This is a genomic window from Sinomonas atrocyanea (genome assembly GCF_030812675.1).
Classification (GTDB): Bacteria; Actinomycetota; Actinomycetes; order Actinomycetales; family Micrococcaceae; genus Sinomonas; species Sinomonas atrocyanea_B.
Genome location: NZ_JAUSTE010000010.1, coordinates 151,696 through 173,633, shown reverse-complemented (window position 1 = coordinate 173,633; position 21,938 = coordinate 151,696). Strand labels below are relative to the sequence as shown.

Sequence of the window (21,938 nt, the reverse complement as noted above, 5' to 3'; positions counted from 1 at the left end):
CCGGGCAGGGACTTCTGTCCGGTAACCCACGAATCTGCGTGAGCGAGGCCCCGGCCCGCAACCACCCACTAAGGCGGCCACTCCATACCGTCTAGACGCACCGCGGCTGCCACGGGTTGCGACTATGAAGGTCCCGTCGTCATCGACCTGAGCATCGGTGATGAAATTCACGTGGACGCCGCGGTCGGCGGCGATCCGTCTTCGGGGGGTCCATGCCCGGCCATTCCCGTGGGCGGTCACCGGCGGCCGAGGAGGTCGTCGACGGTGTAGCGGAGGGCTAGCATGCCGACCTGCTGCACATAGAGCGCCGTCGTGCTCTCGCTGACGTGCCCAAGGGCCGTCGAGGCCATGGTGACCGCGCTGCGGACGTCGATGCGGTGCGGCCTGCCCTGGATGTCGCGGCCCGGGCCGACGGGGGTTCCCAAATAGAAGAGAGCGGCCAGATGCGTCGCGTAGGTGTGGCGGAGGTCGTGGGTGTGGACGTTCGGGAGAGGCGGGTCTTCGTCGTTGGCCCGTTGTCGGTGGTGACCGGCGAGATCCGCTGTGATCGTTGCGGCCGTCGCGTAGGAGATCGGAGCGCCGTTTCGGGCGGAGACGAAGATCAATGCCGGGTACCCCTCGGGCGTGACAAGCCTGCGCCTATCGGAGGCTGTCATCGTGTTGAAGGGGTGCCATGCTCCGGTCTCATCTCGGATCCCCGTGGCGCCAGGCCGTGGCGGTTCTGAGATGCGGATCGGGTTCTTCGGGAGCCAGCCCTTCATAGCGTCGTCTCTTGATCCGCCCCGTCGGATGTAGGCATGCACGTGCTTGAGGTGGTTCTTGAACGCGGGGAGGCGAACCTCGCGGCGGGACTTGCTGATCGCCGCTGGCAGGCGCATCTCCACGAGATCGCCTTTGCTCCCCTCGGCTGGCAGCTCGTACACCGTCAAGTGGACCAGAGTGTCGAGTCGGGCCCCGCACGCGGCCCCAAGGGCTATGAATGCTGCATCCCGGGGCCCCGTGAGAGTCCCGTTCGAGGCCCCGCTCACCCCATGCATCCAGGCTGTGGCCATGAGCGCCCGGAGCTGGGGCGGCTCGAGCGGGGTTCCGGCGGCGCTCGATTTCGGAATTCCTCGGCCTTCCCTCATCGAGGTGCACCTGCCCCAAGGCGAGTTCACATGTTCGACGGTGATAGGCATCGGGACGTGGTGCGTCTCCCTCAGCCATTCGTAGAACTGCTTGATGACTGTCCGGTCCCGCTCCCACGCCGCCCCAGAGACCCTCCCGTCGGCCACAGTGCGGTAGTTGACGTACTCGACGATGTGGGACCGTGTCGCGCCTCTGAGCGAGACGTTCCGTCCGAGGAGGAAAGAGACGAACACCCGAAGGCTCTCCGAATAGGACCGCGCGGTCTTCGTCCGGAACGCGCCGGCAGTTCTCTCCGCGACGTACCGGAGCCAGCCGGTCGCGTCCCACTCGACGATCCCATCCACCATCATCACCGGCCAATCAACGGGCGCCACCTTCAGCGGCAGAACCCCGAGCTCTGCTTCGACGACGCGCTCGTCCCATGTGCCACCGTGCACGACTGTGACCCTGTCCATACAGCTCCCATTCTCGGATGGCCTTCGAAAAGATAACCCGAGAAAGACGGAGCTCGCGACGTCGCTGCGCGGCGTCATCACGCTGAAGGGACAGCAAATTTCCCCAAAGCAAGTGAATGCGGGTCCAGGAGAGGGGACACTTCACTTTCCCCAATCTTCAGCGCTTGAGGTCCACGAGCTCCTGGAGCACCTGGTCCGAGGTGGTGATGATGCGCGCGTTGGCCTGGAAGCCGCGCTGGGCCACGATGAGGTTGGTGAATTCCTGCGACAGGTCCACGTTGCTCATCTCGAGTGCGCCCCCGGCCAGGGTCCCGAACCCCGGGTCGCCGGCCTGGCCGACCTGGGCTGTGCCGGAGTTCGCGGTGACCGTGTAGGAGGAGTCCCCGGCCTTCTCGAGCCCGGAGGGGTTGGTGAACTTCGCGAGGGCGATCCGGCCCACGGTCTGCTTGAGGCCGTTGCTGAAGGAGCCGATCAGGGAGCCGTCAGAGCCGAGGGTGAAGGCCTCGAGCGTGCCGGCGGAGGAGCCGTTCTGGCTCGTGGCGGCCACGGTGGTCATCCCCGCGTAACCGGTCACCGCGCCGAAGTCCACGGTGATGCCGCCGACGGCGAGCGTGCCGCCCGCCGTCTGCTTGCCGCCGGTGAAGGCGAGGGTGCCGGCGCCGGTGGCGCCGTCGGCGTCGGCCGCGGCGACGTTCCACCCGCCGGCCGTCTTCGTGAAGGTCAGCGCGAGGTTCCGGGCGGTGCCGTTCGCGTCGAACACCTTGATGTCCCGCTCGAGGGACGTGCCGGCAGCGGCGTCGGAGGGCAGGTTGCCGTCCACGCCGACCTGGCTCGTGGCGACCGCGGGGATCGTGGCGGTCGGCGAGAGGGTGACGTCACCGATCGGGGCGCCGGTGTTGACCACCCCGGCGGCGTTCGCGGTCCAGCCCTGGAGGATGCCGCCGTCGGGCCCCACGAGGCGCCCGCCGGCGTCGAAGCCGAACGAGCCGGCGCGGGTGTAGAGCTGCTGGCCGCCGCGGCTCGTGATGAAGAACCCGTCCCCGGAGATCATCATGTCCGTGGCCTTGCCGGTGGTCTGCGCGGAGCCCTGGGTGAAGTTCGTGGTGACGGCCGCGACCTTCACGCCGAGGCCGATCTGCGCCGGGTTGGTGCCGCCGGTGGCCGGCTGCGGGCCGCTGGCGCCCTGGGTCAGCTGGGAGAGCGTGTCCTCGAACTGGGTCGAGGAGCCCTTGAAGCCGGTGGTGTTCACGTTGGCGATGTTGTTGCCGGTGACGTCCAGCATGGTCTGGTGGGCGCGCAGGCCCGAGATGCCGGAGTAGAGCGAGCGGAGCATGGTGGCTGCCTTTCGTCGGGCGGTGAGGGAGGGCGGGTCAGGGGGTGCGGCGCGGGTCAGGCGCCGGTGAGGCCGGTGATCGCGTCGAGCGGGACCGAGGCGCCGCCGATCGTCACCGTGGGCGCGGAACCGGTGTAGGAGACGCTGCTGGGGGTGCCGACGGCGGCGGAGCCGTCCGCGCCGAGGTAGGTCACGGCCTTGCCGATGAGGGCCGCCGCGGCGGCGCGCTGCTGCATGCTCAGGCCCTGGGCGCTGTCCGTGGCCAGCTGGGTGAGCTTCTCCATCATGGACAGCTGCGTGGTCTGGTTGATCATCGCGTTGGTGTCCATGGGTGAGCTGGGGTCCTGATTCTTTAGCTGCGTGACGAGCAGGTCCATGAAGACCGTCGAGTCCATGGTCTGCTTGGGGGCCCGGACCGGGGCCGACGAGGTCAGGCTCGTGCTCCCGACGGGGCCGATGGGGCTTCCGACGGAGCCGATGGGGCTGGTGCTCATGGGTGCCTTTCTCTCAGACGAGGATGTCGAGGCCGGTGGCCGTGGGGGCGGTGGTGGGCGGTGCGCCGGGCGCTGCCGGCGCACCGCCCGGGTTGCGGGGGATTCCGCCGCTCCCGCGCCCGGAGGGGTGGCCTCCCGCGGTGCTTCCCGGCTGGCCGTGGGCGGATCCCCCCGGGGTGCCTCCCGCGGGTCCCCCGGGCTGGCTGCCGGGCTGCCCGCGCTCCCCTTGGGCTCCGGGCTGCTGCGGGGCGCCGCGCTGGGAGAGGTCGAGGCTCGCGCCGAGCCCGGTCCCGGCGAGGTCGCGGCGCAGGTCGGGCAGCACGGCGTGCACGGCGGCGCGGCCGGCGTCGGTCGGGGCGAAGAGCTCGATCCGGACCCCGTCCGGCCCGATGCGTGCCTGCACCGTGACCGGGCCGAGGTTCTCCGGGGTCACCTTCACGGTCATGAGGTGCTCGCCCGGGCCGGCCTGCGCGAGCGTCGCCACGGGCTGGGAGAGCTGGCCGGCGAAGCCCTGCGGCGGCACCGCCGGGCCGCGCACGACGGCGGTGGGCAGCACCGCGCCTGCCGTCGCCGCCGGGAGGGGCACCGCGGGAAGCCCGGTGGCGGCGGCTGCTGCGGCGGACGACGCGAAGTCGGCCGAACCAGGCTGGGCCGGCTCAGGCAGTGTCGGACCCGACAGGGCCGAGCCAGACTGGGCCGCGCCAGACAGCGCCGAAGCAGACAGGGCCGAGCCCGGCTGGACCGAGCCCGGTCCGCCGGCGGACGGGTCCGTGGGCGGGGAGCCCGGCATGGGCGTCCCCGTCGCCGTGCCCGGCTCCATCTCGGTCGCGGCACCGCCCACACCGGGCGCAGTCGCGCTGCCCGCAAGGCCGAAGGCCCTGGCGGCAAAGGGTCCCGGGGTACCGGCCCCCATCGCCGGCACTCCCGAAGTCTGCACTGCGGCGCCAGGCCCTGCAGGTCCGGACCCTGAAGTTCCAGGCCCTGCGGCGCCAAGCGCTGGGGCGGCTGCGGCTGCAACGAGCGCGGCGTCCGGGATGCCCCCCGTGCCGTTGTCCCCCGCCGGGGTGCCGGGGGTGCCAGTCGCAGCAGGTCCGGCCGTCATCGCGCCGCCAGTCGCCACAGCGCCGCCGCTGCGTGCACCGCTGCCGGGCACGCCAGCAGCGGCGAGCGGCCCGACGGCCGGGGAGGCGGACGCGGCGGAGAGGGCCTGCGTCGCGCGTGCGGCGCCCGGGCCGGGGCCGGCGCCCGTGCCGGGGGTCTGGACGGGACCCGCGGCGGCAGCCGCCGGCTGGCCCGGGACGAACCCGGCGAGTGCGGCTGCATCGGCGGGACCGGAGGCGGATCCGGAGTCGGGCGTCGCGTCGGCCGCGCGGTGCGCCTCGGCCGGCCGGCTCCCGGAGTCCGGGGTCTGCCGTCCACGGACGTCGGCGAGCGCCGCGGCGAACTGGTCCGGTCCCCCGCTCGCGGCCGTCCCGCCGCGCGTGGTGGGCCGTGGGGCCGCGGCGGTCACGGGGAGGGGCGGCGCGGCGGAGATGAGGGCGGGCATCAGGCGCCTCCGGGGTAGAGGGCGGCGACGACGGCGCGGGCAGTGGGCTCCCACTTCGCGTAGGCGTCCGGGAAGGCGGAGCGCTGCACGGCCTGGTCGGCGGCGGTGACGGGCATGCTCTGCCACCCCGGGATCGCGGAGAGGCGGTCCAGGAACATCCGGGTCGAGGCCCGCGGGTCCATCGCGTCCGCGACCGTGCCCCACGAGAACTGGCTCCCGTTGACCTGCTGCTGGAACAGGCCCACGGAGTAGCCGTCGGTGCCCACGGCGGACGGATCGGGCGCGAGCGCCTGGGAGCCGGCGACCTTGGGGTTCCAGTACATCTTGAGCGAGGACTCCTGCAGCGCGGCGGCGATCGCGTCGACCGCGGCCTGGGCGGGCAGGCCCCGGGCCCGGACCTCGCCGACGATCGTGCGGGCGTAGCCCAGCTGGGAGGCGGTGAGGCCCGCCACGCCCGACGGCGCCGATCCGGCAGCCACAGCACCCGCTGCGCCGAGGCCTCCCGCCACGGGGGCCCCGCCGTCCGGCACGATCCGCCGGATCGCCGTGAGCCCGGTGTACTTCTCCCACGCGTCGCGGACCTGGATGGTCTTGCCCGGCTCGGGGGCGTCGATGGCTTTGCCGTTGCCGAGGTAGATGGCCACATGTTCGCCGCCGAAGTCGATGAGGAGGTCGCCGGGCCTGGCGTCGGCGAGGGACGCGACAGGCGTGCCCTGGGTCATCTGGTCGTGCACAACACGCGGCAGGGAGATGCCCAGGTCCTGGTAGACGCGCTGGACGAACCCGGAGCAGTCCATCCCCGTGGCCGGGTCCGTTCCGCCCCACACGTAGGGCACGCCCACGTACTTCTGCGCCGCGGCGCAGAACTGGTCCCCCGTGACCCCGTCCGTGCCCCCGGCCGCCGCGAGGGGCGCGGCCGCATCGGCGCCCGCCGGGCCGGGGGCGAGCAGGCCCGCGAGCGCCTGGGCGAAGGCCGCGGCGGTCTGGGGCGTGGCGGCGGAGGCCCCCGGGCTGGCGGCGCCCTTCGCGCTCGCCGGGGCGGACGACGCCGGCCGTTGGGCTGCCGCCGGATCGAACCCGGCGATGGTGGTCTGGATCTGGGCCACGCGGCCCATTGCCTCGGTGATGCTCATGCGCCCCCGCTTCCCGGGCCGGCCACGCCGCCGGGCCCCGCGTCGGCCCCGGAGACTGTCGCGTGGGCGTCCCGGAGCCGGGCGGCCGAGCCGAGCTCGTCGAGGACCACCTGCTCGGCGGCGAGGGCCGAGGCGGCGGCCGCGGCGGCGTGGCGGGCCTCGAGCTTCTCCAGGCCCACGGTGCGGGCCCGGGCGGCCCCGAACTCGCGCTCGGCCTCGTCCCGCTCGGCCTCGACCGTGGCGGCGAGGCTGCGCAGCTCGGTGAGCATGCTCATCGAGCTGGCGCGCGCGGCGGCGACGGCCAGCAGCGCGGCCGAGGTGTCGGCCTCGGACGGGATGCGCTCGGCCTCCGCGACGGTCCGGCCCTCGCGCGCGGCGATCGCGGCGAGGCGGGAGTTCGCGGCGCCGAGGTGGCCGGCGGCCTGGTCCTGCTCGAGCCGGCGCAGCCTGAGCAGTCCGGCGAGGGGGAATGGTGCCGTCATCGGGGACCTCCGAGAGTCGTGGCGAGTCGGGAGAGCCGGGCCCACGCGTCCTCGGACGCGGTGCGCTCGTCGAGGCCCTGGCGCAGGAAGGCGTCGATCTCCCCGGCGTGGTCGAGGGCGGCATCCACGAGCGGGTTGCCCCCGCGCTGGTAGGCGCCCACGTCGATGAGGTCCTGGGCGGCCGTACGCGCCGCGAGCACCCGGCGCAGGGCCGCGGCCCATGCGGTGCGCTCGGGCGGGTTGACCTTGCCCGCCACGCGGGAGACGGAGCCGAGGATGTCGATGGGCGGGAAGTGGCCCATGACGGCGAGCTTGCGCTCGAGCACCACGTGCCCGTCGAGGATCGAGCGGGCGGCGTCCGCGACGGGCTCGTTGTGGTCGTCGCCGTCCACGAGGACGGTGTAGATGCCGGTGACGGAGCCGGTGCGGGCGGTCCCGGCCCGCTCGAGGAGGCGGGCGAGGAGCGCAAAGGCCGACGGCGGGTAGCCGCGGGTGGCGGGCGGCTCGCCGGCGGAGAGGCCGATCTCGCGCTGGGCCATCGCCACGCGCGTGAGCGAGTCCATCATGAGCAGGGCGTGGGCCCCCTGCTCGCGGAACGCCTCGGCGATGCGGGTGGCGGTCGAGGCCGCGCGCAGGCGCATGAGCGCGGGCTCGTCGCTGGTGGCGACCACCACGACCGAGCGGGCCAGGCCCTCGGGGCCGAGATCGTCCTCGAGGAACTCGCGCACCTCGCGGCCGCGCTCCCCCACGAGGGCGATCACGGAGACCTCCGCCTCCGTGCCGCGCGCCACCATGGACAGGAGCGAGGACTTGCCCACGCCAGAGCCGGCGAACAGGCCGAGGCGCTGGCCGCGGCCCACCGTGGCGAGCGTGTCCAGGACGCGGACGCCGGTCTGCAGGGGCATGTCGATCCGGGCACGCTCGAGCGCGGACGGCACGGTGCCCTCGTCGGGGACGCGGGGGCCGGGGATGGGACCGCGCCCGTCGATGGGACGGCCGAGGCCGTCGAGGACGCGGCCGAACAGCGCCGGCCCCGTGGGGACGAGCGAGCCGCCTCGGCGGGCCCGCACCGGGTGGCCCACGCGGAGGCCGCCGAGCGGGCCGAGGGGCATGCAGGTGAGGCTGCCCCGCGCGGAGGCGACCACCTGGGCCCCGGTGACCGAACCGGCGTCGCCCGCGATCTCCACGAGGTCCCCGACGGCGCAGCCCAGCCCGGCGACCTCGAGCCCGAGGCCGCGGACGGCGGTGACGGTGCCGACCCGTTCGGGGGCCGCGGCGGCGACGGCGCCGGGGAGACCCTGCAGGACGCTCATGCGCGCGCTCCGGGCGAGGCGGCCTCAGGTGGCGGGGCTTCGTGGTCCGACGCCGTCAGGGCGGCGGCTGCGCGGGCGAGGGCGGTGCCGATCCTGGCGTCGAGCTCCCCGTCGGGGTAGACGGCCACGGCGTCGCCGCGGGCGAGGGACGGGTCCGGCTCGAGGGTGACGCCGGCCGGGACGGACACGGAGCCCGCGGCCTGGCCGAGGAGGGCGAGGTCCGCCGGGTGGAGGCGGACGGCGAGGACGGCGGCAGCGTCCGGTGCGGACAGGGCGCGGGCGAGGGCGGCCCGGGCGCTGCCCGGGGCGTCGCCCAGTTCCCGGCCGATCACGGCCTCCGCGACCGTGAGCGCTGCGGCCGTGAGCTGGGCCTCGGCCTCGGCGAGGACGGGGGCGGTGCGCGAATCGAGGGCGCGGGCGGCCGCGGCGAGGACGGACACGGCGGCCTCGACCCGTGAGCGCGCGGCGGCGAGCGCGGCCGCGTGCTCGGCCCGGCGCTCCTCCTCGCGCTCGGCGGCCTCGGCAGCGGCGCGGCGCAGCCCGGCGGCGTACCCGGCGGCGTGGCCGCGCGCGTAGCCCTCCGATTCCCCGGCCGGGTCCAGGTCCGGGAACACGACCGGGCGCACCGGTGCCCCGGGGACATGCGCACTGGGCCGGGGCGCGCCGAGGTTCACCGTGTCAGTAGACAAGGTCGTCCTCCTCGCCGCGGCGCATCGTGATGGCCCCGGTGGCCTCGAGCTCGCGGATCGAGCGGACGATCTCGGCGCGCGCTTCCTCCACCTCGGAGGCCCGCACCGGGCCCAGGGCGGCGATCTCGGAGGTGAGGATGTCCCGGTTGCGGTCTGAGACGTTGCCGGTGATCGCGTCCAGCACGGGCTGGGAGGCGCCCTTCATCGCCCGGGCGAGCAGGCCGGCGTCGACCCCGCGGAGGATGAGCTGGATGTCCTTGCGCTCGAGCTTGACGACGTCCGCGAAGGTGAGCATCTTCGAGCGGACCTCCTCGGCCAGCTCGGGGTCGCGCTCGGCGAGCCCGTCCAGGACGGTGCGCTCGGTGGCCACGTCGGAGCGGTTGATGATGTCCACGAGCGGCTGGACGCCGCCCATGACCTCGACCTGCCGCTGGCCCGGGGTCACGGCCGTGCCGGTGCGGGCGCGCAGGCTCTCGGCCACGACGCTGACGGCCTCGGGGGTCGCGGAGCCCATGGTGGCCAGGGCGTGGGCGACGTCCGTGGCCTGCGCCGGGCCGAGGCCGGCGACCACGTGCGAGGCCTGCTCGGGCCGCAGGTGAGCGAGCACGAGGGCGATCGTCTCGGGCAGCTCCCCGTCGAGGAGGGTCAGCAGCTGCGCGGGGTCCACGGTGTCGAGGAACTCGAAGGACTTCCCGGCCATGGTGGAGGCGAGCCGGTCCATGACGCCCGCGGCTCGGTCCGGCCCGAAGGAGGATTCGAGGAGGCCGACGGCGAAGTCCCGGCCCCCGCGGGTCATGCGCCGCCCGGAGACCGCGATCTCGTGGAACTCGGCGATGACCTCGTCGGAGACCGCGGGGTCCACGCGGCTGAGGCGAACGATCTCGGCGGCGATGTCCTCCGCCTCGGCCTCGGTGAAGTGGGCCATGACCTTCGCGGCGGACTCGGGGCTCATCTGCATGAGCACGATCGCGACCTTCTGCGTCCCGGTGAGCCTGAGCTCTCCGACGGCCGCCAGTGCGGGCGTCATACCGTCTGCCTCTCGTCCATGAGCCCGCGCAGGTACTCGGCGGTCTTCTGCGGCTCGGTGGCGCCCAGCCGGTCCACCTGGGCGCGGCGCCGCTCGGCGTCGAGCACCTCCTCGCCGGGATCGGGCAGGGCCGGCACGAGCGGCTCCACCGCCGGGAGGGCCGTCGTGACGGAGGGCTCGATGGCGACGGGGACGGGCAGCTCATCGAGGAGGATGTCCCCGCCGAGCTCCATCGGCTCGCGGGCGGCCATGCGGCGCCGGCGCATCCACAGCAGCACGGCCGCGACGATGAGCGCCAGGAGAGCCACCCCGGCCCAGATCATGGTGGTCAGCAGCTGGCCCTGCAGCCTGGCGGCCTCGTCGGCCTGCTGCTGGGCGAGCGCGGCCTTGGCCTGGTCCGCCGCGGCGGTGCTGAACGGCACCACCTGCATCGAGAGCACGTCGCCGCGGGTCGCGTCGATGCCGGCGGCGGCGGAGACGAGCGCGTTGAGGTTCTGGATGTTCACCCCGGTCGCGGCCGAGGAGTTGACGGCCACGGAGACGGACTGGCGCTTGAGCGCCCCGGCGGGGATGGTGCGGTCCTCGGTGACCTTGTTCACCGCGTTGTCCCGGGTGTCCTTGGTCGAGTCATACGTGCCGTTGCCGCCGGCCGCGCCCGAGGGCACGGCGATGTTGTCCGGCCCGAGCACCCCGGAGGCGCCCGAGGCGCCGGTGCCGCTGTACTTCTCGGTGGTGGTCGACTGGCTCAGGGGGGCCGCCGAGGCGCTCGCGTAGGTCTCCGACTTCTGCTGCGCCGACTGCTGGTCCACCTCCGGCACCACGGCCACGGTCGCGTTGCCCGGGCCGAGCACGCGGTCGAGCACGGCCTGGACGGCGGCCTGGGTGCGCTGCTGGTAGTCCGCGGCCTGCTTGGCGCCGTTCGCGCTCAGGCCCGCGCCGACGGCGGAGAGCACGTTGCCCTGGGCGTCCACCACCGAGACGTTGGCGGCCTTGAGGCTCGGCACGGCCGCCGAGGTCAGGTGCACGATCGCCTCGACCTTGTCCGCCGAGAGGGCCTGCCCGGGCACGGTCTCGACGAACACGGACGCCGTGGGGTCGACCTGCTGGGACGTGAACACGGTCTTCTGGGGCAGGGCGAGCTGCACCGTGGCGGCCTTGACGCCGTCGAGGTGCGAGATCGTGGTGCCCAGCTCGCCCTCGATGGCCCGCTTGTAGGTGACGTCCTGCTGGAACTCGGAGGAGGTCACGCCCATCTTGTCCAGGAGTGAGTAGCCCGTGGCCGGCGCAGCCGGGAGGCCCGCCGAGGCGGCCTTGAGCCGCTCGTCGTAGACCTTCTCCTGCGGCACGAGCACGGTGGCCCCGCCGTCGGCGAGCTGGTACGGGACGTTGTCCTTGCCGAGCTGGGCCACCACCGCGCTCGCGTCCGAGCTCTGCATTCCGGTGAACAGCGGCGCGTAGGTGGGCCGGGTCAGCCACGAGACCAGGGCCACGGTGCCCAGGGCCAGGACGGCGAGGCCGATGACTGCGAGGGTCCGCTGCCCCGTCGTGAAGCCCCTGACGGTGACCCCGAGGCGCCTGCCCGTGGCCAGGAGGAACGGCGGCATCAGCCCTGCATCCTCATGATCTCGTTGAACGCGTCCACGCCCTTGTTGCGCACGGTGGCCGCGAGCTCGAGGGTGACCTGGGCCCGGGTCGCGGCGATGGTCGCGTTGTGGATGTCATCCAGGTTGCCGGTCACCGCCTGGACGGAGAGCTGGTTCGAGGTGGACTGGAGCTGCTGCAGGTTGTCCACCGCGCCGGCGAGGCTCGCCGCGAAGCCGCCGCCCGCCGTCGTGCTCGCCGCGGTTCCGGTGACGCCTGCGGCGCCGGTGGTCCCGTCGAGGCCCTGCACGCCCTGCAGCGGGGAGACCGGTCCGATGGGTGCGATGCTCATGATGACTTGCCGATCTGCAGCGCTGACTCGTACATGGTGCGGGCCCGGTCCACGACCTGGGCGTTGGCCTGGTAGCCGCGCTGGGCCATGATGAGCGAGCCCATCTGCTCGTTGAGGTCGATGTCCGGGTAGCGCACGTAGCCCTGCGCGTCGGCCACGGGGTTGGAGGGCTCGTACACCATGCGCCCGGCCGCGCTGCCCTGCGGGGTGCTCTTGACGTACACGCCCGAGGTGCCGGGGCCGGCCTGCGCCTCGATGAAGCGGGCCTGGAACGCGGGCCCGCTCGTGGGGACGGCGTCGTTGACGTTGGCGAGGTTGTCCGAGATGGCGTCGAGCCACTTGCGGTGGACCGTGAGGGCGGTGCCGGCGATCCCGATCGCGTCGAAGGTCATCAGGCCGTCCTCATCGCCGTGCGGATCCCGGTGAACTGTGCGTTGATCGCCTGCGAGGCGAACTGGTAGCGCAGCACGGTGTCGACGTTGGAGAGGGTCTCCGTGTCGAGGTTGACGTTGTTGCCGTCCGTGCGGGTCGGCTCCGCGGAGACGGAGGTGGTCGCCGATGCGCGGCCGTCGCCGGCCTGGACGGACGCGGCGAGCGCGGACTCGAACGACACCCGCTGGGCGTGGTAGCCGGGGGTGTTGACGTTGGCGATGTTGTCCGCGATGGCGCGCTGGCGCTGCGAGAGTCCGTCGAGGGCGCTGGTGAGCGCGGCGGACGTCACGGATTCGAGCACAGTTCTCCTGCCCAAGAGGAACGCGAGGGGGGCCGGTCCATGGCCTGGTCTGCGAGCAATCCGTGCTCGCAGGGAATTATCGGCAGGGAGGGCGCGGGCGTTAGCGCTCGGGCGCGTCAGCCTTGGACGTCGAGGTACACCGGGGCGTCCCGCCGTGCCGAGGGGACGGCCCGGAGCGCGCCGAGGTGGGTCGCCGCGTTGGAGCGTGCCTCGGCGAGCCGGCCCGCGAGGTCCTGCTGGGCGGCCTCGAGGGCGCGGGCGCGCTCGGCGAGGTGCTCCGGCAGCGGGCCGAACCGCTCCGGTGCTGCCCAGCGCACGACGGCGGGCGGGAGCCCCGCACGGGCGGGCCGGCCGGCGTCGTGCTCGCCGGGGAGGGGGCCGCCGAGCAGCCGCTCGGCGGCGGCGAGGTCCGACTCGAAGGCAGCGAGGATCGACTCCCAGGCCCCCGTCTGGACGTCCGTGGCCTGCTCAGCCAACGGCGTAGCCCTGGGAGGGCTCGATGCCCGCGGATTCCTGGTCGGCGACCACGCCGGCGGCGGCGTGCCAGGACTGCTGGAGCGGCTCGAGGAGGGTGATCGCCTCGCGGGTGCGCTCGGGGTCGCGGTGGATGTTGGCGTTGACGAGGGCCACGCGGACGTACTCGTAGATGGCCCGCAGGCCGTCGGCGCCGTCCCACACGCCCGGCCGGAGGGTCGCGGTGAGCTCTGCGATGATGTCCTGCGCGTGCAGGAGGTTGTCGCTCGCCGCCTGCCAGTCTGCGGCGCCCTGGGCGACCTCGGCGCGGCGCAGGTCCAGGAGGAGCCGGTCGTAGAGCATGGTCAGCAGCCGGGCGGGGCTCGCGGACAGCACCGCGTCCCGGGTGTACTGCTGCCGAGCGTAGGATGCGCCTCTCACGGGCGGTCCCCTTTCTTCGGGCTCACTTCGAGCTCTGGCTGTAGGTCGGGAGCCCCGCGATCTGGCTCGTGAGCCAGGACTGCTGGGACTTGAGGGTTCCGAGGGCGGTGTCCATCGCGTTGTACACAGCGGTGAGGGACGCCCTGCGGTCGGCCAGCCGCTGGTCCCAGTCGCTGATCTGGGTGCCGAGGTCGTTGACGGCGCTCTGGCGTCCTGCGATGAGCGAGGTGATCGAGCCGGTGACCGGGTCCGAGGCGTTCGTGGCCGCGGTAGCGACGCGGCCGGCGATCTCCGCGAGGGCGGCCTGGGTGCCCGCCGGGTCCGCGGCGAGGGCCGCGGAGAACTTGGCCGAGTCGAAGGTGAACGTGCCGTCGCGCTGGATCACGATGCCGATCTGCGACGGCGACTGCCCGTTCGAGGTCGGCATGTAGACGGCGTCAGTGATGGCCGAGCCGACGGCACGAACGCTCGAGTCTCCGGTGAAGAGCCCGCCGGACGCGGACGTCACCCCCGAGGAGCTGCTCGTCGTCGTGACCTGCGAGTTGCTCGCGATCGTGTTCAGGAGGTCGTTGACCGAGGCGACGAGGTCGCTGGCCTGCTTCGAGATCCCGGCCGCATCGCTCGCGACGGACACGGCCACGCTGCTGCCCACGGCCCCCGCGGAGGCGGTGACGTTCACGCCCGGAAGCAGGTTCGTGAACGTGTTGGTGGCCGAGGTGACGGTCTGCTGGGCGGCCGTGCCCGCGTACAGGGTCGCCTTGGCGTCCTGCGCGGAGGTCACGACGGCGGACCCCGGCTGGGACATGAGGTCGGTCGCCGTGCCGGCGCTCACGTCGGCGGACGTGCCCTGGTACGCGGTGAACGCACCCGCGGCGCCCGACTGCGTGGCGGTGAGCTGGAGGCGGTAGAGCGGGTTGCCGCTCGCGTCCGTGCCCGAGGCGACCTTGAGGGCCTTCGCGGGGCCGCCCGAGGCGTTGATCGCCGTGACCACGTCGTCGAGGGACGTGCTTGCCGGCGTGATCTGGGTCTGCTTGCCCGTGGAGTCGACGAGGGTGAGCGCCGAGGGCGCCCCGGTCGAGTCGGTGGGCCACGAGGCCATGGCAGCGGTGACGTCAACCTGGGTCTGGGCGAGCTGGTTGATCGTGACGTTGAACGTGGCCGCCGTCGCCGTGGTGCCGGCGGTGGCGGTCACGGCTGTGTTGTCCGTCGTGGCCGTGAAGAGGTTGGTCGCTCCCGGCGCAGAGATCTTCGTGGCGAGGTCGCCGAGCGCGGAGGCCTTGGTGTTGAGGCCCTGGAGGGCGGTGATCATGCTCTGCTGGTCCGCGCTCGCCTGCTTGAGCTGCTGCTGGGGCAGCGCCTCGACGTTCATGAGCGACGTGATGATGGACGTGATGTCCATTCCGCTGCCCAGTCCGTTGACCGAGACTCCCATGGTGGTGCTCCTTCGGTCCGACGCGGTGCCGGTCGGGGCCGCGCCGCGTCAGGGGTGGGACGCCGAGGGCGGCCAAGCCGTGGAGGGCCTGGCCGCCGCGGGCGCTACTGCAGGGTTTAGCCGAGGAGCTTGAGGATGCCCTGGCCGGACTGGTTGGCCTGGGCGAGCATCGCCGTGCCGGCCTGCGAGAGGATCGAGTCCTTCGTGTAGTTGACCATCTCGGACGCCATGTCGGTGTCCGCGATGTGCGACTGCGCGGCCGCGAGGTTCTGCGCCGAGACGTTCGCGATGTTCATGGCGTGCGAGAGGCGGTTCTGCGCGGCACCAAGGTCGGAGCGCTGAGCCGAGACAGCCTTGATGGCTCCGTCAAGACTCGCAATGGTCTTGGCGGCCGCGGTCGAGTCCGTCACGCTGAACGCGCTCGCGGGCGTGCCGAACGAATTGCCGGCAGCGTCCTTGAGCGATGCAGTCAGACCGCTCAGGTCCACCGTGATCTGGCTAGAAGTAGGCGTTCCGGACGCCGCTGCTGCATCACCAGCAGCCCCGACCTGGAACGTGAGCTTCCCATCGTTGCCCGGGCCACCCTTGTCATCGAGCAGAGTGATGCCGTTGAAGTTCGTGGACTTTGTGATCCGATCCAGCTCACTGCTGAGAGCATCGGCTTCCTTCTGGATCGACCCCCGCGAATCAGCGTTGTTGGAGTCGTTTGCGCCCTGCACCGCGAGGTCGCGCATGCGCTGGAGGATCGAGTGGACCTCGCCCAGCGCGCCGTCCGCGGTCTGGATGACGTTGATGCCGTCCTGCGCGTTGCGGGCAGCCACGCCGTAGCCGTTCACCTGCGACTTGAGGCCCTCGGAGATCGAGAGGCCCGCGGCGTCGTCGGCGGCGGTGTTGATGCGGAGACCGCTCGAGAGCTTGGCCATCGAGTTGGCCATGCTGATCGAGGTCTTGTTGAGGTTCTGGTAGGCCTGCATGGCCGAAAGGTTGGTGTTGACGGTCAGTGCCATCGTGGGTTCCTCCGTGAGTGGTTAGGGGTCCTGCTCCGGGCCCGTCCGTGGGCCCTCAACCGCACCTATCGGCGGCCCCCGGGAACGCGTTAGCTGCGCGCCGAAAAACTTGCCGGGCTAATTTTTCGGGCCGCCCTGCCGACAGTCCTCTGTACACGGCGCGCGTGCGCGCCACGCACCCGGCACTATTGCCTCATGGATGAGGAGTTGGCCAAGGAATGGCGATCCACGACCTGTCGGCCCAGCTCTGGCACGAGCGCGAGCTGCTGGACCTGCTGACGTTCAAGCTCGAGGAAGAGCAGCTGCTGCTGACCGCGGGGAAGACGCGGTGGCTCTCGCATGCGACCCGCGAGGTCGAGCATGTCCTCGAGCGCCTCCAGGCGGTGGGCCTGGAGCGCGCGGTGACGGCCGCCGCCGTCGCCCGCGAGTGGGGGCTCGACGAGGAGGCGACGCTCCGCGACCTCGCGGCCGGCGCGCCCGACGCCGCGTGGGCGGACATCCTCTCGGCCCACCTCAAGGCGATGACGGACCAGGCCGCCCTGATCCGGCAGCTGCGCGATGCGAACGCGCAGTTCCTGCGCGCGGCCGCCCGGTCCACCCAGGAGACCCTCGCGGAGACCGAGGCGTCCGTCACCACCCTCTACGATGCGCGCGGGCGCTCGGCTGCCCAGGGCAGCGCGCGCCTGTTCGACCAGAACCTCTGAGCGGATAAGGACCCCTGTGAGCACCTTCGGCGCCCTCAACACCGCCTACCGCGGCCTCTCCGCAGCCCAGCAGGCCATGGACCTTGCCGGCCACAACATCTCCAACGCCGGCACCGATGGCTACACGCGCCAGCGCATCGAGCAGTCCTCCGTGGCGGCGCCCGCGGCGATGGGCCTCGCGACGACCGGCCCCCAGGTGGGCCAGGGTGTCTCGGTGGACCGGATCGCCCGCCTCGGCAACGCCCTCCTCGATGCCTCCGCCCGCACCACCGCCGCCACGGCCGGGTACACGGCGCAGCGCTCCTCCGCCTACCAGCAGATCGAGGCGGCCCTCCAGGAGCCCGGCACCGACGGGCTGTCCGCCAGACTCCAGTCCTTCTGGTCGGCATGGCAGGACGTGGCCAACCAGCCCGGCCAGCCCGCGCCCGCGAGCGCCCTGATCCAGGCCGGGAACCAGATCTCCTCGGCCCTCTCCGCCGGCTACGGCGCCCTCGACGCCCAGTGGTCCGCCACCCGCGCCGACGCGCAGTCCATGGTCGCCTCGCTCAACGACGCCGCCGCCCAGGTCGCTGCCCTCAACAAGAGCATCCGCTCCACGCTCGGGGCGGGCGGCTCGGCCAACGAGCTCATCGACGCCCGGGCCACGCTCACGGAGTCCATCGCCTCCCTCGCCGGCGGCACGGTGCGCGAGGAGGCCGACGGCACCGCCACGGTCTACCTCGGCGGGAACGCCCTCGTGAGCGGCGACTCCGCCCGGTCGGTGCAGCTCGCCGGCGCCGCCACCATGGCGGACACCGCCTCGGGCGCCCCCACCCTCGTGTGGGCGGACCGCCCGGCACAGGCGGTGGGGCTCGACGGCGGGTCGATCGCCGGGGCGCTCTCCGTCCTCGGCCCCGCGAACGGCGGCAGCGGCGGAGCGATCGCCGAGGCCGCCCACCAGTACAACGCGGTCGCCGCCTCCCTGGCCGCCTCGGTCAACGCGGTCCACAGCGCCGGGCAGACCTCGACCGGCGCCCGCGGCGGGGCCTTCTTCGCCCTCTCCGCCTCGCTACCTGCCGCGCAGGGCCTCACCGTTGCGGTGACCGGCGCGGACCAGATCGCGGCCGGCGCGCCGGGAGCGGGCGCCCTCGACGGCTCCACCGCGGACGCGATCGCCCAGCTCGGCCTCGCCCCGGGATCGCCTGACGCCGGCTGGGCCGCGTTCGTCACGGCCACGGGGTCCGCCTCCCGCGCCGCCCAGCAGCAGGGCGACCTCGCGGACACGGCCGCAGCGAACGCGAAGCAGGCCCAGACCTCCAACGCGTCGGTCAGCCTCGACGAGGAGAACGTCAATCTCCTCGCGGCCCAGCACGCCTACCAGTCGGCGGCCCGCGTCCTGACGGCGGTCGACCAAGCCCTCGACACCCTCATCAACCACACCGGAACGGTAGGACTGTAGCCATGCTGCGCGTGACAGACCAGACCATGACCCTCGCGGCCCAGCGCGCCCTCGGCGCCCGGCAGGCGCGGCTCGCCGAGGCCCAGGCCACCGCCAGCTCCGGCACCCGCATCACGCGGCCCTCCGACGACCCCGTGGGCACCGGCGAGGCGCTGCGGGTGCGCGCCCAGATGGCAGCCGGGGCGCAGTACAGGCGGAACATCGACGACGGCACCGCCTGGCTCGGCACCCTCGACTCCGCCCTCGGTTCGGCGACCGACCTGCTCCGGCAGGTCCGGGACGCCACGATCCAGGGCGGCAACGGCTCGCTCAACCAGGACGGCCGCAACGCCCTCGCCGCCCAGATAGACTCCCTCCGGCAGGACCTGCTGGCCACCGCCAACACCCAGTACATGGGCCGCAGCGTCTTCGCCGGGACCTCGGACGCCGCGAGCGCGTTCACGGACGGGACCCCGCCCACCTTCAACGGCACCCAGGGAGGCACCGTGCAGCGCCGGATCGGCCCCGATCAGACCGTCCGCGTGGACGCCGACGGCGCCACCGCCTTCGGGACGGGCCCCGGCTCCGTCTTCGCGGTGCTGGACAGCATCGCCGCCGATCTCCGCTCGGGTGCGGACCCGACGTCGCGCCTCACCGCGCTCGACGACGGCATGAAGACCGTGGCCGCTGCCCGCTCCGACGTGGGCGGCCGGCTCTCCCAGCTCAGCCGCGCCGGCCAGGCCACCGCTGACGCCGCCACCTCGCTCGAGGCGCGCCGCAGCGGCATCGAGGACATGGACCTCGGCAAGGCCGTGCTGGACCTCCAGCTGCAGCAGACCGCGTACCAGGCTGCCCTCGCCGTCACCGCCAAGGTGCTCCAGCCGAGCCTGACGGACTTCCTCCGGTGAGCGCGCTCGCCTTCGCGGAGCCGCTCCCCGGCCTTGCCCCGCACACGGACTGGGTGCTCGAGGCGGTCGACGGCGCCCCCGGCCTCTTCAGCCTCTGCCCCCCGGCGGACCCGGCGATCAGGCTCTTCGTCCTCGACGCCGCGGTGTACGTGCCGGGCTACTCCCCCGACGTCGCCGGACCGGCCGCCCGTATCGGCCTCGGCGAGCAGGACCGCCCGCGCATCCTCGTCGTCGCGACCCCGGCCGGCGGCGCCACGACCGTGAACCTCGCGGCTCCGGTGCTGGTCAACGACGCCGACGGACGGGCGGTGCAGGCCGTGCTCGACGGCTGGCCCGTGCGAGCCGGACTCGGCGCATAGTAGGGCCGGACAGCCGTCGCCTCCGGCGGGCGGCCCCGCTGGTCCTAGTTCCCGCGGCCGCCCTGGCCGTTGCCCTGGTTCCCGCGGCCGCCCTGGCCGTTGCCCTGGTTGCCATTGCCCTGGCTGCCGTTGCCCTTGGCAGGGCCGTTCCCGTTCCCCGGGCCCGCGGATACGGAGATCCCGTAGGGGTCCGTCAGACCGAGGATCCGGTCGAGGGTGCTCACGAGCTGCCCGGCGGCGGACGCAGTGCTGTTGCCCTGTCCCTTGCCGCCGCCACGGCCGTTCGCGTACCCGTTGCCCTGGCCATACCCCTTGCTCTGGCCGTACCCGTTCCCGTTGTCCTGGCCGTTGCGCTGGGAGGCGGCGCCGCCCTGGCCGCGGCCGTTCGGCCCAGGGCCCTGGGCGTTGCCTGCGGCGCCATCGTCGTTCGAGTCCGCGGGATCCTGGCCCTTCCCCAGCGCGGCGGCCTGGGCGCCCGAGGAGCCGCGGCCCTGGCCGGGTGCGCTGCCCGTCCCCGAACTGTCGGGGCTGCCGTCAGGGCCGCCGCCGTCTCCGCCCGGATCGGCGGCAGGGCCGGCGTCGGCCGCTGCCTTCGCAGCGGGGGTGAGCACGACGGCGGAGGGGTCGCCGCAGGCCCCGGTGGCGCAGGGATCGAGGGACGGCATCGCCATGGGCTCGACGCCGGCGGCACTCGCGGGCGGAGCCGGGGAGGCGGAGGCGGGCACGGCACGGAGCGCGGCGGCCGATGCGCTGGCCCGCGCCGACTGGACGGAGGCACCGTACTGCTGGAGCGGCCCGTTCATGGCCGCCTGCAGTGTGCTGACGCCGCAGAATGTCAGAACAGCTGTCCCCCCGACCACTGCCGGCAGCTGCCACATCAACTTCTTCATTTTTCAGCCTTGATGTCGCGCGGCCGTTCATCCGGCCCTCACGCAGACCTTACACTGTGACCAGTGGTGCTGGTGCCACTGGTGCTGGCGGGACCACGGGGGACTAAGGGGGGTTGTGTCGTGGACACAGACGTTCTCCGGCGGCAGGCGGCCGCCGCGTTCGAGGCGCTCGGGGCGCCCGATCATCTTACGCTCGACTCGCTCGCCGAGCGGATCGAACTGCATCGTGGCCGGAAGATCGTGGTCCGCGCGGTCGATCATCTCGGGGCTGACAAGATTTCGGGGCTGTGGCTCTCGCTGCCCGCGGCAGAGCTCGTGCTCCATGCCAAGACCGGCTCGGAGCTGCATCGCGAGCAGATCATCCTCCACGAGCTGGCCCACATGGTGCTCCAGCACGACCTCCTCGAGGGTGAGGACCGCCATCTCGCGTCGCTCCTGCCGGACCTGGACCGCAGCATCGTGTCCCGGGTCCTGGCTCGCTGCCGCCGGCAGTCGGAACCAGAGATCGTCGCCGAATCCCTCGCCGACCTGTTCGCCGGGGCCATCGCCCGCGGCCGGCGGGCCCGCCGGGACGAGCCCCTCAACTTCCGGGGCGTGTTCGGATGACCCCGCTCGCCGCAGCGACGGCCGCACTGTGGATCCTGGTCCTGACCCGGCTCGGGCCGTTCCTGCGCAGACGCGGGGACCTCGTCTTCTCCGCGGCCCTCGCCGGCGCCGCGGCCGCGGTCCTCATGGCGCCCGCGGTGAGCGGCGCCGTCTTCGGCGGGGGTGCGGCGGTGCCCACGGTCGGCTCCCTCATCATGCTCGCCCTCGGGCTCGTGCGCGCGGCGATCGTCCGCGCCGTCGTGCTTCCGGCAGACCAGGCGTCGGTGCTGCAGCGCGGGCTGCTGCAGACTGCCGCGGCGATGACCGCGTACTGCTCGGCCTACGCCTGCGCGGTCGCGGTGGGCGCCGTTCCGCTGCGCGGCCTCCCCGCAGGACCCGAGGCCCAGGTGGACGTCGGGGTGTTCGTGTTCACGACGACGCTCTCGATCTACGTCATCTTCGCCGCGGTCCAGATTGCGCTCGTGTGCCTGCGCTACGTGCCCCAGATGGCGTCCGGCCTGTTCAGGACCGGCTTCACCACGGTGGCCGTGGGATGCGGCTCCGCCGTGGCGGGCATGGCGGCCAACGTGCTCCGCGAGGCCGGTGACCTCACCTCGGTGGGCCTCGACGCCGGGCCCGCGCTCGAGGCCTCCTTCGAGTGGTTCGCCGGCTGCGCCGGGGTGCTGCTGCCGCTCGGGCTCGCCCTCCCCTCGCTGACGCGGTGGGCCGACGCCTGGCAGGTGTACGAGCGATACTGCCTGCTGCGCCTGGACCGGGTCTGGCGGCGCGCGGCCGATGCCAACCTCGTGATGGATGCGCTCACGGCGCCCCTCAACGGTGTGGTCAGCAGGGACCCCAGGTCGCGCCTGCACCGCGCCCTGGTCGAAATCATGGACAGCGAACTCGCCGCCGGCGGCTCGCTCCTGACATCATCGGAATCGAGACTCGTCAAGAAATCGGAGGAAGCCTTCTATGCCTGAGCATCTCCCGCCGGAGCCGCAGGAAGTCTTGGCGGAACGCCTCAACACGCTCCTCGACGTCGTGGCTGCCGAAGGCGGCAACCGCTACACGTTCCCGGAGATCAAGACCGCCATGGAGGCCCGTGGCGTGCACATCTCCCGGCAGCGCTGGCACTACATGCGCGCCGGCACCGGTCCGATGACCACGGACACCCCCCTGCTCGAAGCCCTCGCAGACTTCTTCGGGGTGCCCGTGTCTTTCCTGACCGACGCCGACGCCGAGGTGCCCTCGCGCGTGACGGCCCAACTCGAGCTGCTCCGCACGCTCAAGGAGGCCGAGGTCAAGAACTTCGCGGCCCGTGCCCTGACCAGCGACCTCTCCCCCGAGACGCTCCTGGAGATCCGCGACATCATCGATCAGACCCTCAACCGCCAGTCCCACGACCACGACTGAGCCAAGCACCACTGAGCAGGGACGGCACGGCGCAGGGCCCGCCTCGTGACGTGAAAGGGCCGC

The 21,938-nt window shown here is 73.1% G+C and carries 25 protein-coding genes; 7 read left to right on the top strand and 18 right to left on the bottom strand.

The window, feature by feature from the left end:
- Positions 1–236: 236 nt before the first annotated feature.
- The 17 genes from J2W20_RS14630 to J2W20_RS14550 form a co-directional block, all read right to left on the bottom strand.
- Positions 237–1,583 (bottom strand): tyrosine-type recombinase/integrase, encoded by a 1,347-nt coding sequence (locus J2W20_RS14630; RefSeq protein ID WP_307007423.1) that lies wholly within the window; start codon positions 1,581–1,583, stop codon positions 237–239.
- A 157-nt stretch (positions 1,584–1,740) separates the two neighbouring features.
- Complete coding sequence (locus J2W20_RS14625) at positions 1,741–2,916, bottom strand: flagellar hook protein FlgE (protein ID WP_307007422.1); 1,176 nt, start codon at positions 2,914–2,916, stop codon at positions 1,741–1,743.
- A gap of 56 nt (positions 2,917–2,972) precedes the next feature.
- Positions 2,973–3,410 carry a flagellar hook assembly protein FlgD gene (locus J2W20_RS14620; protein WP_307007421.1) on the bottom strand — a complete coding sequence of 146 codons (438 nt, stop codon included), beginning with the start codon at positions 3,408–3,410 and terminating at the stop codon, positions 2,973–2,975.
- Between the two features lie 13 nt (positions 3,411–3,423).
- Entirely contained in the window at positions 3,424–4,956 is a 1,533-nt protein-coding gene (locus J2W20_RS14615; RefSeq protein ID WP_307007420.1) for a flagellar hook-length control protein FliK, read from the bottom strand.
- Complete coding sequence (locus tag J2W20_RS14610) at positions 4,956–6,089, bottom strand: C40 family peptidase (protein ID WP_307007419.1); 1,134 nt, start codon at positions 6,087–6,089, stop codon at positions 4,956–4,958. Before J2W20_RS14610 ends, J2W20_RS14615 begins: the two co-directional genes overlap by 1 nt.
- Complete coding sequence (locus J2W20_RS14605) at positions 6,086–6,571, bottom strand: hypothetical protein (protein WP_307007418.1); 486 nt, start codon at positions 6,569–6,571, stop codon at positions 6,086–6,088. The genes J2W20_RS14610 and J2W20_RS14605 overlap by 4 nt, the downstream gene beginning before the upstream one ends.
- The gene (locus J2W20_RS14600) at positions 6,568–7,884 is read right to left on the bottom strand and encodes a FliI/YscN family ATPase (RefSeq protein WP_307007417.1); all 1,317 of its coding nucleotides are present in this window, start codon (positions 7,882–7,884) and stop codon (positions 6,568–6,570) included. Before J2W20_RS14600 ends, J2W20_RS14605 begins: the two co-directional genes overlap by 4 nt.
- Positions 7,881–8,573 (bottom strand): FliH/SctL family protein, encoded by a 693-nt coding sequence (locus J2W20_RS14595; RefSeq protein WP_307007416.1) that lies wholly within the window; start codon positions 8,571–8,573, stop codon positions 7,881–7,883. The genes J2W20_RS14600 and J2W20_RS14595 overlap by 4 nt, the downstream gene beginning before the upstream one ends.
- Positions 8,563–9,600, bottom strand: a complete 1,038-nt coding sequence (gene fliG, locus J2W20_RS14590) for a flagellar motor switch protein FliG (RefSeq protein WP_307007415.1) — start codon at positions 9,598–9,600, stop codon at positions 8,563–8,565. Before fliG ends, J2W20_RS14595 begins: the two co-directional genes overlap by 11 nt.
- Positions 9,597–11,204 carry a flagellar basal-body MS-ring/collar protein FliF gene (fliF, locus tag J2W20_RS14585; RefSeq protein WP_307007414.1) on the bottom strand — a complete coding sequence of 536 codons (1,608 nt, stop codon included), beginning with the start codon at positions 11,202–11,204 and terminating at the stop codon, positions 9,597–9,599. The genes fliG and fliF overlap by 4 nt, the downstream gene beginning before the upstream one ends.
- Positions 11,204–11,533, bottom strand: coding sequence for a flagellar hook-basal body complex protein FliE (gene fliE, locus J2W20_RS14580; RefSeq protein WP_307007413.1), 330 nt, complete (start codon positions 11,531–11,533; stop codon positions 11,204–11,206). Before fliE ends, fliF begins: the two co-directional genes overlap by 1 nt.
- Positions 11,530–11,925 (bottom strand): flagellar basal body rod protein FlgC, encoded by a 396-nt coding sequence (locus J2W20_RS14575; protein ID WP_307007412.1) that lies wholly within the window; start codon positions 11,923–11,925, stop codon positions 11,530–11,532. Before J2W20_RS14575 ends, fliE begins: the two co-directional genes overlap by 4 nt.
- Positions 11,925–12,266, bottom strand: coding sequence for a flagellar basal body rod protein FlgB (locus J2W20_RS14570; RefSeq protein ID WP_307007411.1), 342 nt, complete (start codon positions 12,264–12,266; stop codon positions 11,925–11,927). Before J2W20_RS14570 ends, J2W20_RS14575 begins: the two co-directional genes overlap by 1 nt.
- A 116-nt stretch (positions 12,267–12,382) precedes the next feature.
- Positions 12,383–12,742 (bottom strand): hypothetical protein, encoded by a 360-nt coding sequence (locus J2W20_RS14565; protein WP_307007410.1) that lies wholly within the window; start codon positions 12,740–12,742, stop codon positions 12,383–12,385.
- Positions 12,735–13,160 (bottom strand): flagellar export chaperone FliS, encoded by a 426-nt coding sequence (gene fliS / locus J2W20_RS14560; RefSeq protein ID WP_307007409.1) that lies wholly within the window; start codon positions 13,158–13,160, stop codon positions 12,735–12,737. Before fliS ends, J2W20_RS14565 begins: the two co-directional genes overlap by 8 nt.
- Before the next feature lie 22 nt (positions 13,161–13,182).
- The gene (gene fliD / locus J2W20_RS14555) at positions 13,183–14,592 is read right to left on the bottom strand and encodes a flagellar filament capping protein FliD (protein ID WP_307007408.1); all 1,410 of its coding nucleotides are present in this window, start codon (positions 14,590–14,592) and stop codon (positions 13,183–13,185) included.
- 116 nt (positions 14,593–14,708) lie between these two features.
- Positions 14,709–15,599, bottom strand: coding sequence for a flagellin N-terminal helical domain-containing protein (locus tag J2W20_RS14550; RefSeq protein WP_307007407.1), 891 nt, complete (start codon positions 15,597–15,599; stop codon positions 14,709–14,711).
- A 218-nt stretch (positions 15,600–15,817) separates the two neighbouring features.
- Between J2W20_RS14550 and flgN the strand changes: the two genes are divergently transcribed.
- Genes flgN through J2W20_RS14530 form a run of 4 tightly spaced genes read left to right on the top strand, consistent with a single transcriptional unit; the run spans position 15,818 to position 18,987 of the window.
- Positions 15,818–16,303 (top strand): flagellar export chaperone FlgN, encoded by a 486-nt coding sequence (gene flgN / locus J2W20_RS14545; RefSeq protein ID WP_307007406.1) that lies wholly within the window; start codon positions 15,818–15,820, stop codon positions 16,301–16,303.
- 16 nt (positions 16,304–16,319) lie between these two features.
- Positions 16,320–17,741: a flagellar hook-associated protein FlgK gene (gene flgK, locus J2W20_RS14540; RefSeq protein ID WP_307007405.1), complete on the top strand. Its 1,422-nt coding sequence runs from the start codon at positions 16,320–16,322 to the stop codon at positions 17,739–17,741.
- A gap of 2 nt (positions 17,742–17,743) precedes the next feature.
- On the top strand, positions 17,744–18,628 hold the full coding sequence (flgL, locus tag J2W20_RS14535) for a flagellar hook-associated protein FlgL (RefSeq protein WP_307007404.1): 885 nt from the start codon (positions 17,744–17,746) through the stop codon (positions 18,626–18,628).
- Entirely contained in the window at positions 18,625–18,987 is a 363-nt protein-coding gene (locus J2W20_RS14530) for a flagellar assembly protein FliW (protein ID WP_307007403.1), read from the top strand. Before flgL ends, J2W20_RS14530 begins: the two co-directional genes overlap by 4 nt.
- Before the next feature lie 44 nt (positions 18,988–19,031).
- Here the strand turns inward: J2W20_RS14530 and J2W20_RS14525 are convergent, their stop codons facing one another.
- Positions 19,032–19,790 carry a hypothetical protein gene (locus J2W20_RS14525; RefSeq protein WP_307007402.1) on the bottom strand — a complete coding sequence of 253 codons (759 nt, stop codon included), beginning with the start codon at positions 19,788–19,790 and terminating at the stop codon, positions 19,032–19,034.
- A gap of 207 nt (positions 19,791–19,997) precedes the next feature.
- Here J2W20_RS14525 and J2W20_RS14520 point away from each other — a divergent pair, with 207 nt between their 5' ends.
- From J2W20_RS14520 to J2W20_RS14510, 3 genes are read left to right on the top strand one after another with little or no spacing between them, the layout of a single operon-like run.
- On the top strand, positions 19,998–20,483 hold the full coding sequence (locus tag J2W20_RS14520) for a hypothetical protein (protein WP_307007401.1): 486 nt from the start codon (positions 19,998–20,000) through the stop codon (positions 20,481–20,483).
- The gene (locus tag J2W20_RS14515) at positions 20,480–21,442 is read left to right on the top strand and encodes a hypothetical protein (protein WP_307007400.1); all 963 of its coding nucleotides are present in this window, start codon (positions 20,480–20,482) and stop codon (positions 21,440–21,442) included. The genes J2W20_RS14520 and J2W20_RS14515 overlap by 4 nt, the downstream gene beginning before the upstream one ends.
- On the top strand, positions 21,435–21,875 hold the full coding sequence (locus J2W20_RS14510) for a hypothetical protein (protein ID WP_307007399.1): 441 nt from the start codon (positions 21,435–21,437) through the stop codon (positions 21,873–21,875). The genes J2W20_RS14515 and J2W20_RS14510 overlap by 8 nt, the downstream gene beginning before the upstream one ends.
- Positions 21,876–21,938: the final 63 nt, after the last annotated feature.